Raw genomic sequence first — 13,194 nt, forward strand, 5'->3', positions numbered from 1 at the left:
TACTAATTATATTTTATCTAATACATCATTTTTAATCCCAATTTCTCAATCTAAATTTCCATTAATACTAACTATAACGATTTTCGTCGAGATGTAATAAAAATCTAGGTAAGAGTTTATCCCTACAGTATTCTTAAATACAAACTGTATTTAACTCAAATGAGAACCACTAAATTAACCATTAATCACTAAAAATTATGCCTAAAAAAGAAGCTGTAATTTCAATCAAACATCTTAATCATTACTATGGTAAAGGTGCATTAAAAAAACAGATATTATTTGATATTAATTTTGATATTTATCCAGGAGAAATTGTAATTATGACAGGACCATCTGGTTCTGGAAAAACTACTTTGCTAAGTTTAATTGGTGGTTTGCGCTCAGTGCAGGAAGGTAGTTTGAAATTTTTGGGTGAGGAGTTGTACCGAGCTAATCAGAAAAGATTGGTAAATATTAGACGCAATATTGGTTTTATTTTCCAAGCACATAATTTGCTTGGATTTTTGACAGCAAGACAGAATGTGCAAATGGCAGTAGAACTAAACGATCGCATATCCCAAGTTGATGCGATCGCACGTTCGGAAGGTATTTTAAAATCGGTTGGTTTGGGATCGAGGGTAAATTATTTCCCCGATAATTTATCTGGAGGGCAGAAACAAAGGGTTGCGATCGCACGTGCTTTGGTTAATAATCCAGCAATGATACTCGCAGATGAACCGACTGCTGCTCTAGATAGACAATCTGGACGTGATGTGGTGGAACTTATGCAACGATTAGCAAGGGAAAAAGGAACTTCAATTTTACTAGTAACCCACGATAACCGGATTTTAGATATTGCCGATCGCATTATCAATATGGAAGATGGTGTTTTAGCACGGGATTCTCAAAATATCGTTTTGAGTCGTGAGTCTGGATTCAAAACCCACACGAATTAAGTAAAAATCATCACAAACAAAAATATCCGCGACTTTTCATATCCCCGACTTTTAAAGTCGGGGATATGTCGGGGAGGGGATATGTCTTATCTGATAGACCTGGGCTTTGTCTCTGGTGGTGGATTCGGTGTAGAAGTACCTTGACGACTAGTACGGAAAGTAACATTTACACCTTCATTTGATTGTTCGAGTACCAATAAAGGTGTGGGTTTAGCTTTTTGATCCCAATGCATAGAGACAATTCGACCTTGGATAGTTGGTTGCCAAGTATCATTGTCTTCCACAGGACTGAGGTAAGTTTCAATACAATCAATAATTTGGCTGATTGTAGCAGAAGTTGCTTGCGTAGGTAATTTCATTAAACGAATTTGAATGCGGAATAATACCCGTTTGCTGACGTTTGGTGGAGAACCAGTTTCATGTTCAACGTCAAAAATCTCATCAATTTGTCTTCCAGAATTATTAGAAATTCCCACAACCCCAGTACTAACCTGAGTTGGACGTAAAGCTTGAGTGATTTTATCTTTTACCTTAATTTTGGTCTGATTTACAATGGCAAAATGAAAAACCTCTTCATCCATCCGCATTCGCAGGTAATCTAAGTTAAATTCCCGTGAGTTGATTAAATCGGGATTCGTTTCCATTTTGCGAATTGTTTCTAAAGCGAGCTTTAGTTTTTTCTCAAGTTCCCTACCACGAAAATTCTCGAATCTAATTTTCTTATGCAATTTATTGGACTGGATTTTAGCATAGACAACCAATACAAGCAGCAGTAATCCTAATACTGCCGATGTACCCATCCAAACCGAAATGGCTTGCGAGTCGCTTGTTGGTGCTACTTCTTGTGTTTGTTTAAGCTGAGATGGTTGAATAGTCTTTTTAGATTTTGCCCCTGGAGATTGGGCAATATAAATTGAAGTTGACATAATTGGTACGCATAAGAATTTTACCTCTCTTTTTTAGGATGCCCAAATTTACAGGATTATTTTTCCGTATTATTATCAGTTTTTCGGGTCAATAATCAATAAATTCGGGCAAACAACCGTTTGCCCCTACGATATTCTCGGTTACAAACTGTATTTAACTCAATAGAGAACCCTTTTCATTTTTTATGTTCGATTCAATAGGTGAAATTCGTCTCATTGCTACGGATATGGATGGGACTCTGACTACTGCTGGTAAATTTACTAGCAAGCTCTTACAGACTTTTGATGATTTGAACAATGCAGGGATTAAGGTATTAATAGTTACTGGTCGTAGTGCAGGGTGGGTAAGTGGATTAGCGCATTACTTACCGATTGTTGGCGCGATCGCAGAAAATGGTGGTATGTATTATCCATCTGCTGGGGAAACGGGAATATTCATCAGCCCAATTCCTGATTTAATCAAGCATCGTCAGCAGTTAGCAACAACTTTTGCCGAGTTAAAAGCAAAATTTCCCCAAATTCAAGAATCTAACGATAATATTTTTCGGATTACTGATTGGACTTTTGATGTCGCTGAACTAAGTACTAGCGAATTGCAAATAATTGCTCATCTTTGTGAAAATATGGGTTGGGGTTTTACCTACAGCACCATCCAATGTCACATCAAACCCCAAAGACAAGATAAAGCGATCGCATTATTGAAAGTGTTGCAAGAATATTTCCCCGAATACTCATCTAACGAAGTTGTAACCGTTGGTGACAGTCCCAATGATGAAAGTTTATTCGATCCGCGTTATTTCCCTTTATCGGTAGGTGTTGCCAATGTGCGGGAGTATGTCGATAGGTTACAGCAGAAACCCGCTTATATTACCAATGCAGCAGAAGGGGAAGGATTTTGCGAATTAGCAAAGATGATAAAAACAGGAAATTTGGATTGACGAAAAAGTAGAGACGACCCGGTGGGTCGTCTAATAGTTACAATGTAATTAGCGTGATTAGGACGTAAGCAAGGTAGCAAACCCCACCGGGGTTATTTACCCTTCTATTACCTCACTGATTTTGTGTCCCTTTGGTACAACTAAAACCTTATCAACGCGATTCCCATCCATATCCATCACCTCAAAACGCATTCCATGCCATTCAAAATGGTCAGCAGCAGTGGGGATACGTCCCAAATGGGTAATTACAAAACCACCTAGAGTTTGATAGCTGCCTCGATCCTGCGATCGCAATTCCTCAATCTCAAATAATTCCATGAATTCATCAACTGCTAACATCCCATCTAACAAGTAAGAACCGTCTTCACGTCGTACCACTTGCGGGTCTTCTTGTCCTTCATCTGTGGGAACATCGCCAACAATTTCAATTAAAATATCGTTAAGCGTTACCAATCCTTGAATCACTCCATACTCATCAACGACTAATGCCATATGCGTCACTGTTTGTTTGAACATTTCCAAAACTTTCAAACCACGTGTACTTTCTGGCACAAACACAGGCTGACGCAAGCCGATAGTTAAATCCATTGGCTGACCAGTAAAACTCCTCGCTAACAAGTCAGTGACTGGCAAAACCCCCAGAACATTATCGAGTCCACCTTGACATACGGGGTATCGAGAATAACCACTTTCAATAATTTTATGTCGGTTTTCTTCTGCGGTATCTTCTAACTCTAACCAAACAATATCAGGACGGGGACTCATTAGGGCACTCACGGGGCGATCGCCTAACCTAAAAACCCGCTCAACCATATCCTGTTCAGCTTCTTCAAAGGTTCCTTCCTCCGTCCCTTGCTCGATTAAACCCCGAATTTCTTCTTCTGTAACAAAAGGTTCAGTCGATGGTCGAATGCCCAATAGCCGTAAAATTGCCTCTGTGGAAATACTTAGAAGGTAAACAATAGGTGTTGTAATTCTCGACAACATCTGCATTGGAATTGCCATCACCGAAGCAATTGGTTCGGGATGATTTAGCGCTAACCGCTTGGGTACAAGCTCACCAAGTACAAGGGTTAAAAAAGTAATAATAACAATAGCGAATCCCTTAGCTAATTGTCTCTGATAAGATTCTGGCTCTGGAGGTGCGATCGTAATCCCGAAAAGAGGGGCAATTCGTCTAGCAATTGCTTCTTCACCAAAAGCACCAGAGAGAATAGTTAGCAGGGTAATACCAATTTGGACGGTACCAAAAAACTGATTCGGAGAGGAAGCTAAAATTAAAGCGACTCGCGCTTTAGTATCACCTCGTTCGGCAAGTTGTTGCAAGCGGAATTTTCGTGCGGAGACGATCGCCAATTCCGACATCACAAACAAACCGTTGGCGAAGATTAATAGAAGAATAATTAGAATTTCGACTGTTGGGGACATTATAAAAATTGCCGATGACGGCAGACTCACCTTAACTTTAAATTTCTAGTATCCATTATCTAAGGTCGTGTAATACAACACCCAAAATATATCAAACTATCTTTATTGGACATTTTCCATCTCTACGGTGTATGTACTTATTAAGTCTGATTTCTCTCGATATCCCGGAATTATCCCCCCTAACCCCCCTTTACAAGGGGGGAAAATAAAAATTCTAGTTCCCTACCCTTAATAACTAGGGTGTACATAAAAATCTGATTTCCCCTGATACCCCCGATGGATTGGGGGAAAGTAGAAATTCAGTTCCCTCCCCTTTCCAAGGGGAGGGTTAGGGTAGGGTAGTTTTATTGTGGGTAATTCGACAACTTGTGTGTAGAATTTAGACTCCTTACTATCTCAAATGTTAGAGAATAACAAATAATCTAACTGCAAATTTGACTAGAATAACAACTACATTTGAGGGTATCCCATAGATTTAGAAATAACTATCGCTATTCCCCATATCCCCCCATGCGCCGCTTCAAACGCCAACTTTCCCAGAAGCTACGTCTGCGCGATGACTCCCAGGAACGCCACAGCAACTGGCTGGGAATATTCTATGACTTGATTTTTATGGCTGCTATTTTGCAGTTGTCTGCCCAATTGTCGAGAGAATATGACATTGACGAATTGGGACGTTATGCTCTTTTATTTGTCCCGATTTGGTGGGCATGGTGCGACCATAACTTGTTTATGGCGCGGTTTGATGTCGGTGATATTATCCAGAGGTTAATAACTTTATCGGGGATATTTGGTATCGCGATGATGGCGATCGCAATTCCCGACACGTTTGATAATGCAGATGCGACATTTATCGCAACTTATGTATCAACGAGAGCTGGGACGTTTTTTCAGTATATCCGTGCTGGACAGACTATTCCTGAGGCAAAGGAGTTAACAGGTCGGCTGACTCAAGGATATGGCATTGCCTTGATTATGTGGCTAGTTGCGATCGCAATTCCCGCTCCATCGCGATATGTAATCTGGGGGATTGCACTTTCGGTTGAGCTTTTGACACCTGTATTTGCGAGTAAGGAGAAGGATAACGTCAAATTCCCCGCGAATTTTGCCCAGTTACGGGAGCGGTTTGGAGTATTTACAATAATTGTCTTGGGTACAACGGTAGCTACCATAATTCGCACAATTTCCCTAAGTAGATTATCTGTAATTGAATCTGCGATCGCGGCAAGTTTTGGTTTAATACTTATATTTGGAATTTGGTGGGATTATTACGAATCTTCGCGGTTTATCGATCCTAGTAAGACTAAGGTTTCTACCGCTAATCCCGCATTTTGGCAATGGACATACAGCCATTTACTTCTACATGCATCCATACCAGTAATTGCTATTGGTTTTCGATACGCAATTAATACATTTTCCGGCGATTTTATTGACTACACAACTGGTTGGTTATTAGCGCTCGCAGTGGCAAGCAGCATGTTAGCATTAGGCGTTATCTGGGCATCTATACCCATATTGGCGCAGAAAAAATCTTCTAATGATGCTGCTTCATATTTTGTGACTGCTGGCGTTGTCGCTGGATGTGGTATTCTTGCCGCACGAGTTGTTGTACCTCTGTATCTTTTTTGCTTGACTGGTATGTTTTTGGTGCGGGTACTGATGACCGATATTGAATTTGATTCGGGAGAATCTGGTTCTAAAGATAAAAAAGACAATAAATCTAATAGTTCCAATTCAAATTCAAATTCAAGTTCAAATTCAAGTTCAAATTCAAGTTCAAGTTCCAGCGATAAAAAGGATTCTGGCGATAAAAAGGAAGAAAAACGTAGTAGTTCTAGTTCTAGTTCTAACGATAAGCGCGATGATAGGAAGGACGATCGGCGTGATGACAGAAGGGATGATCGACGGGATGATAGAAAGGACTATCGGCGTGATGATAGAAGAGATGATCGACGTGATGATAGAAAGGACTATCGGTGATGAAAATGTAGGATATGCGATCGCATTAGGGAACACCAAAAAATAAATTCTCCACAATTGTAGGGGTGGGGTCTCCCCACCCTTCGCGTGATAGTGTTGGTAAGTATATGAGAAAGAAGATTTTATTTTCTGGAAGTCCCTTAAGTTTAACCTTCGATCTAAAATAGAATTTGGTGTTGATTTGGCGATGTTGGAGGTAATCTCTAAATGGTACGAACACCATCTAAAACAATGACGCTGGAGGAGTTTCTACAACAACCAGAAACAAAACCTGCCAGTGAGTATATTGATGGTCAAATAATTTATAAACCAATGCCACAAGGGAAACATAGTTCAGTTCAAGGAGAACTTGTACCTGCGATAAATTTTGTTGTCAAGCCTAAACGCATTGCTCGTGCCTTTCCTGAGTTACGTTGCACCTTTGGCGATCGCTCAACCATACCTGATATTTCAGTGTTCGTTTGGAGTCGCATTCCCCGTGATGAGAATGGGGAAATTGCCAACACATTTGCGATCGCACCAGATTGGACAATTGAGATACTATCTCCTGACCAAAGTCAAACAAAAGTCACAAAAAATATCCTTCATTGTCTCAAGCATGGTACTCAAATGGGTTGGTTGATCGATCCAGATGAGAAAACTGTGTTTGTTTATCGTTCCAAACAAGAAATGGAAGTGTTTGATGAACCAGATGCACTTCTTCCTGTACCAGCGTTTGCAAGCGATTTACAGCTTACAGTTAAGGATTTGTTTGCTTGGCTATTAGACTAACATTTCCTTTTCGGTAGATTAATTCGCCTAATTAAAACTCAAGATGGGATTAGGGCTTCTAAAATAGTTTGAGTAGGCACTATTAAGACCGCCAGTGCCGTAAAATGACTTGCACTGGAATATCGAAAAAATATGGCTTTTTCTTCCATCGTGCGTGCTTTGGGACGCTCCCCACTGACGAACGAACTACTTACTAAGTTAAATAAACAACAAGATATATATTTAAATGGTATTGCCCGTCTACCAAAAGGTTTAGTTTCCTCGGCTTTGGCAAAATCTCAGGGGCAAAATTTGTGTGTGGTTTGTGCGACTTTGGAGGAAGCTGGACGTTGGACTGCACAACTTGAAGCAATGGGCTGGAAGGATGTGCTTTTTTATCCAACTTCCGAAGCTTCTCCTTACGAAGTATTTGACCAGGAAACCGAGATGACTTGGGGACAAATGCAGGTTTTGGCGGATTTGGTCAAAATTAATCATGGGCAAGGGGGATTGGGCAATGGGGATGGGGAAAATAAGACTAATAATTCTTCCTCTTCCCCTACTTCTGCTTCCCAAATTGCGATCGTTGCCACTGTCGGAGCATTACAACCCCATTTACCCCCAATAGAAGCTTTTAAACCTTTTTGTCTCACCATCAAGAAGGGAATGGAATGTGATTTAGATGAATTTGCCGATCGCGTCACAAAGTTAGGGTACGATCGCGTTGCTTTGGTGGAAACTGAGGGGCAATGGAGTCGTCGCGGTGATATTGTTGATATTTTTCCGGTTTCTTCTGAGCTACCTGTGCGTTTGGAGTGGTTCGGGGATGAAATTGAACAAATTCGTGAATTTGACCCCGCGACACAGCGTTCCGCACTGGATAAGGTTCAAGAATTGGTGCTAACTCCCACTAGTTTTGGTGTAATTATTCGCCAAGATTTGCAGAATAGTCGGGAATGGCAGGAATTAAGTGCTGAATCTAAAAAACAGTTACAATTCAATCCCGAAAATTCCATCCAACTCGAAGGAAGTCGCAGATTTCTCGGTTTTGCGTACAATAAACCCTCTTCGCTGTTAGATTATTTACCTAAAAATACTTTTATTGCCATCGATGAACCCGAACAATGTCATGCTCATAGCGATCGCTGGGTTGAACATGCTGAGGAAAAGTGGGGATTGGGCATTGAAAATGAGGGCAATACGGAGAATATTATTGATTCGCAAATTTCTAACCGTACCAATATATCCCATATAGAAGACGACCCATCGGGTCGTCTCTACAGTGTTCTTCCTAAAGTTCATCGGGAATTTGGCGAATGTTTAATTGCTGCTTCGGAATTTAAATTAATCTATCTTTCGGAACTTGCGGAAACTATTATTACGGAAGCGGGAAATATATCGGGTTTAAACCTTGCCAGTCGTCGAGTCGCTGTCACACCACACCAGTTTGCTAAAATTGCGGAAGTATTACGAGGGGAACGCGATCGCAATTTTTCTGTGTGGATTATTTCGGCACAACCAAGTCGTTCTGTATCCCTACTCCAGGAACACGATTGTCCAGCCCAATTTATCCCCAACCCCAACGATTTCCAAGCAATTGAAAAATTACAAATTAATCATACCCCCGTAGCACTGAAATATTCCGGACTTGCGGAGCTTGAAGGTTTTGTCTTACCGACATACCGAATGATTATTATCACCGATCGGGAATTTTTTGGTCAGCATTCCCTCGCTACTCCCAGTTATGTCAGAAAGCGTCGTCAATCAACTTCCAAACAAGTCGATCTAAATAAATTACGACCAGGAGATTATGTCGTTCACCGTAATCATGGTGTGGGTAAATTCCAAAAACTCGAAAGCTTAATGATTAGCGACGAAACCCGTGATTATATAGTAGTTCAATATGCCGATGGTTTATTGCGCGTCGCTGCCGATCAAGTTGGTTCATTATCTCGTTTGCGGACAACCACCAATAAAGCCCCCGAATTGAATAAAATGACGGGTAAAGCTTGGGAAAATACCAAGAACAAAGTTCGCAAAGCCATCAAAAAGCTGGCAGTAGACTTATTAAAACTATATGCAGCGCGATCGCAACAACAGGGTTTTTCTTATCCCGTTGATATGCCTTGGCAGGAAGAAATGGAAGATTCCTTCCCCTATCAACCCACTCCCGATCAACTCAAAGCAACCCAAGATGTGAAGCGGGATATGGAGAGCGATCGCCCAATGGATCGATTGGTATGTGGGGATGTGGGTTTTGGTAAAACTGAAGTCGCAATTCGTGCTATTTTTAAAGCTGTCACCGCCGGGAAACAAGTTGCTCTCCTCGCACCTACCACCATTTTAACACAGCAACATTACCACACCCTCCAAGCGAGATTTTCACCCTACCCCATTAATGTAGGTTTATTAAACCGCTTCCGCAGTCCTTCCGAACGACGGGAAATCATCAAACGTCTCGCTACCGGGGAATTAGATATCGTCGTGGGAACCCACCAACTTTTGAGCAAAGAAATCAGCATTAAAGACTTGGGACTATTGGTGGTAGACGAAGAACAAAGATTTGGAGTCAATCAAAAAGAGAAAATTAAAAGCCTAAAAACCCAAGTTGACGTACTCACACTTTCCGCAACACCAATTCCCCGGACATTATATATGTCACTTTCGGGAATCCGCGAAATGAGCTTGATTACCACACCACCACCATCCCGTCGTCCCATTAAAACCCACCTCGCACCACGAACCATTGAATCAGTACGTGCCGCAATCCGTCAAGAATTAGACCGAAATGGACAAATATTCTACGTAGTTCCCAGGGTTGAAGGCATTGAAGAAACAGCCACTCAACTGCGAGAACTAGCAGGGGGGGCAAGAATTGCGATCGCGCATGGGCAAATGGATGAAAGCGAACTAGAATCCACAATGCTCACCTTCAGTAATGGCGAAGCTGATATTCTGGTTTGTACAACCATCATCGAATCGGGTTTGGATATTCCCCGCGTCAACACCATCTTAATCGAAGACGCGCACCGCTTTGGTTTAGCCCAGTTGTACCAATTACGGGGAAGAGTTGGACGTGCGGGAATTCAGGCACATGCATGGTTATTTTACCCCCAACAACGGGTACTATCAGAAGCTGCAAGGCAGAGACTGCGAGCGATTCAGGAATTTACCCAATTAGGTTCCGGGTATCAATTATCAATGCGCGACATGGAAATTCGCGGAGTCGGAAACTTACTCGGAGCCGAACAATCGGGACAAATGGACGTAATTGGTTTTGATTTATACATGCAAATGCTCGACGAAGCCATTCGCGAAATCCGTGGACAAGAAATACCCAAGGTTGAAGACACGCAAATTGACTTGAAACTGACGGCATTTATTCCTGCTGATTATATTCCTGATGCCGACCAAAAGATGAGTGCATATAGATACGTAGCGTCAGTTAAATCTAAGTATGAACTCACGCAAATAGCCGCAGAATGGAGTGACAGATACGGTAAATTACCAGTACCAGCAAATCAACTATTGCGGGTAATGGAACTGAAACAACTTGCTAAGAACTTAGGTTTTAGTCGGATTAAACCCGAAGCCAAACAGCACATCGTCTTAGAAACACCAATGGAAGAACCAGCATGGAACCTCCTAGCAGCAAACCTATCAGATAGTATGCGAGGTAAATTTCATTATTCCCTTGGTAAAGTCACCGTGCGGGGTTTAGGAGCCATGAAAGCTGACGTACAGTTGCAAACCCTGATCGATGCATTTACCAAAATGCAAGATGCAGTTCCCGAAGTTGCAGCAATCTAATATTGCGATCGCGCTGGCTAAGTAGGGCTTGCTGAATAAAGCTATAACCTTTGCCAAATATGAGTTTTAACCATTTTTAAGGCAAACAAGTGCAAGGTTATGGGATTTAAAGGCTCAAAATCCATGCATTTTGGCGGAAAATCGCGGGGTGAATTTTGGATTTGACCTCCAAAACCACCATTATTCAAGCTGTGTAGCATCTAGATTCGCTTTGTAGCCTTTTTCAGCAGACCCTAAGTATACATGTAAAGTGCGATCGTAATCCAACACATGATGTCGGGAAAACCTAATTATTTAAACCACAAAAATATCTAAATCCAACAAGTAAAATATATACTTAAAAAAATTACTCTACTTGGATAAATTTGATAAAACCACAATATTTAAATGTTGGGTTTCGGCGCAAATATAGATTTATCGTATCACTACAAATATACTCATGCGCCTGCACCCAACCTACAAATCGATGCGATTCTACTACGTAAACGCCGTTGCTCTCATGTGATTGAATACAGTAGTTTTTCGGTAGGCAATGATTTGGTATAGTGCTAGAAATTAAAAAGCTACTCTTTGATAATTGCGATCGCTCCCGCTTATTCGTTGTACGGGTGACTTGATTTCATAATTTTAAGTGTTTTATGTCCAACTTAATTTCTAAAATTTTTATCTCAAATTTGACTTTCAAAAAGCCTCATAATTTGGCGATTACGATATTTTCGATTTTTCTTGTTTTGGATATCTTACTTGAGGCTACAAAAACTCCTCAAATATATTCCATATTAATTACAATTTTCACCATATATTTTTTCGGAAGACGTTATGCCTTTCTATATAAAAAGGAGATGTCCCATAATTTTAAGCTATTAGCTTGCATTTACTATTTATTTGGACAGTTTCTTTTATTGGGAGCAATAGTAGGATGGAATAAAGAAATTTTATTAGAAAAGCTTTTGGCATCTGTTATGACAAATCTTTCGATAAATCCGGAGATAAATCCGGAGATAAGTCCTTCATTTGCCATTGCACTTCTTACTTGGCTGGTCGTAGCTAAAATTTTGAATTGTGCCCTGATTTATTGGCTTCTTGAAAAGGGCTGTAAAGATTTCTTGAAAAAGTAAATTTCAAATCAACTCACAACTTCCAGCCAGTAATTCAAGTTTAGCTTAGGTGTCAGCGAGTGCGGAACCCAACAAATGATGTCGGAATAAAGTAATTATCTAAACTACAAAAATATCTAAATTCCACAAGCAAAATATACGCTTCAAATATTTTCACTGCTGTACAGAGGTTGGGGTAGTTTTTCTCAAGGTAAAATAAGTATAGTTACCTGACGGAGCCATAAACGGGAGTGAAAACCACCGATGCGATCGCTCGCAATTTCTCCAAACTAGCTGTACTGTGCCTGATGCTATTCCTGATATTTACTGGAAATAGCTGGGCACAAATTCCTGCTGATGCAAAAATCACCCCCATAGTCGAAAAACTCATCGACAAAAATGCTCGTGTCCGTTTGGAAGCACATGACGCACTTGTCAGCATTGGTTCTTCGGCTGTCCCAACACTAATAGAAAATCTCAAGAATCCCGATTGTAACATCCGATGGCGTGCAGCTTGGGTTTTAGGTGATATGGGTGCGGAAGCCAGTACTGCGGTTGGTGTGCTGACGGAAGCATTGCAGGATGAAGATGCCCAGGTACGGATGTATGCGGTACTAGCTTTGAGTGAAATTGGCATCCCGGCAAAATCTGCGGTTCCGTCTTTGATGGCAGCTTTGCAGGATAAGGAAGAGTATGTTCGTATTTATGCGGCTTCGGCTTTGCGAAGAATTGGTACGGAGGCAAAGGTTGCTGTTCCTTCTTTGATTAATGCTTTGAAGGATAAAAATCCCCGTGTTCGTAAAAATGCGGCTTTGGCTTTGGGTGCAATGGCAACTGAAGCAAGTTCTGCGGTACAGGTTTTAATTCCCTTGTTGGATGACAGCGAATATTATGTGCGGTATTCAGTAGTCAAGGGTTTGGGTGGCATTATTGGCGGTTATCAGGACATTGTAGATAATTTGCCCAGTGCGAAGTTGAAGAAGGTAATCGCTGATTTTGAGCAGGTGATTCAAATTCTCGACTCAGACAAAGAGAATTTTACCGAATTGGATACTGCTCGCATCCGTCGTCCTCTGGAAGCGTTAAAAGCTGAGAAGGAAACGCGGTTATTTGATGTGGCAGTGGAATGGATTTTTAAACATAAGTTACTTTTAGGACTTTTCTGTTATGTAACTTTACTACCTGCATTATGGTTAATATTATTGCAAATCAAGCCTTTATGGTTATTGCAAATTAATAATGCGCTGAAACCTTATAGAACCCATTTGATATCTCAAGAGGAGGCTAATCTGCGTAGTAAGAGTCGGAGAAAGCAAAGATGAATTTTGGT

10 protein-coding genes are annotated in these 13,194 nt (G+C 40.9%); 7 read left to right on the forward strand and 3 right to left on the reverse strand.

Features of this window, described 5'->3' with window-relative positions; all coding sequences use genetic code 11:
- Window positions 1-197: 197 nt before the first annotated feature.
- The gene (locus tag CK510_RS16120; RefSeq protein WP_095722673.1) at window positions 198-935 is read left to right on the forward strand and encodes a DevA family ABC transporter ATP-binding protein; all 738 of its coding nucleotides are present in this window, start codon (window positions 198-200) and stop codon (window positions 933-935) included.
- A gap of 86 nt (window positions 936-1,021) precedes the next feature.
- Here CK510_RS16120 and CK510_RS16125 read toward each other — a convergent pair whose 3' ends face one another.
- Window positions 1,022-1,861, reverse strand: coding sequence for a hypothetical protein (locus CK510_RS16125; RefSeq protein WP_095722674.1), 840 nt, complete (start codon window positions 1,859-1,861; stop codon window positions 1,022-1,024).
- Window positions 1,862-2,046: 185 nt separating this feature from the next.
- Between CK510_RS16125 and CK510_RS16130 the strand changes: the two genes are divergently transcribed.
- Window positions 2,047-2,799, forward strand: a complete 753-nt coding sequence (locus tag CK510_RS16130; protein ID WP_095722675.1) for an HAD family hydrolase — start codon at window positions 2,047-2,049, stop codon at window positions 2,797-2,799.
- Between the two features lie 96 nt (window positions 2,800-2,895).
- Here CK510_RS16130 and CK510_RS16135 read toward each other — a convergent pair whose 3' ends face one another.
- Window positions 2,896-4,227 (reverse strand): hemolysin family protein, encoded by a 1,332-nt coding sequence (locus CK510_RS16135; protein ID WP_095722676.1) that lies wholly within the window; start codon window positions 4,225-4,227, stop codon window positions 2,896-2,898.
- A 510-nt stretch (window positions 4,228-4,737) separates the two neighbouring features.
- On the opposite strand from CK510_RS16135, the gene CK510_RS16140 reads away from it, so the two are divergent.
- The 3 genes from CK510_RS16140 (at window position 4,738) to mfd (ending at window position 10,767) form a co-directional block, all read left to right on the forward strand.
- The gene (locus tag CK510_RS16140; RefSeq protein WP_095722677.1) at window positions 4,738-6,207 is read left to right on the forward strand and encodes a low temperature requirement protein A; all 1,470 of its coding nucleotides are present in this window, start codon (window positions 4,738-4,740) and stop codon (window positions 6,205-6,207) included.
- Between the two features lie 207 nt (window positions 6,208-6,414).
- The gene (locus tag CK510_RS16145) at window positions 6,415-6,978 is read left to right on the forward strand and encodes a Uma2 family endonuclease (RefSeq protein WP_095722678.1); all 564 of its coding nucleotides are present in this window, start codon (window positions 6,415-6,417) and stop codon (window positions 6,976-6,978) included.
- 132 nt (window positions 6,979-7,110) lie between these two features.
- Entirely contained in the window at window positions 7,111-10,767 is a 3,657-nt protein-coding gene (mfd, locus tag CK510_RS16150) for a transcription-repair coupling factor (RefSeq protein WP_095722679.1), read from the forward strand.
- Between the two features lie 41 nt (window positions 10,768-10,808).
- On the opposite strand, the gene CK510_RS32800 is transcribed toward mfd, so the two are convergent.
- Window positions 10,809-10,967 carry a hypothetical protein gene (locus CK510_RS32800; protein WP_211293206.1) on the reverse strand — a complete coding sequence of 53 codons (159 nt, stop codon included), beginning with the start codon at window positions 10,965-10,967 and terminating at the stop codon, window positions 10,809-10,811.
- A gap of 438 nt (window positions 10,968-11,405) precedes the next feature.
- Here CK510_RS32800 and CK510_RS16155 point away from each other — a divergent pair, with 438 nt between their 5' ends.
- Window positions 11,406-11,885, forward strand: a complete 480-nt coding sequence (locus CK510_RS16155; protein WP_095722680.1) for a hypothetical protein — start codon at window positions 11,406-11,408, stop codon at window positions 11,883-11,885.
- Window positions 11,886-12,115: 230 nt separating this feature from the next.
- Window positions 12,116-13,186 carry a HEAT repeat domain-containing protein gene (locus CK510_RS16160; protein ID WP_245912176.1) on the forward strand — a complete coding sequence of 357 codons (1,071 nt, stop codon included), beginning with the start codon at window positions 12,116-12,118 and terminating at the stop codon, window positions 13,184-13,186.
- The last annotated feature ends 8 nt before the right edge of the window (window positions 13,187-13,194 follow it).

The sequence above is a fragment of the Brunnivagina elsteri CCALA 953 genome, from assembly GCF_002289455.1.
In the GTDB taxonomy this organism is placed as follows: domain Bacteria; phylum Cyanobacteriota; class Cyanobacteriia; order Cyanobacteriales; family Nostocaceae; genus Brunnivagina; species Brunnivagina elsteri.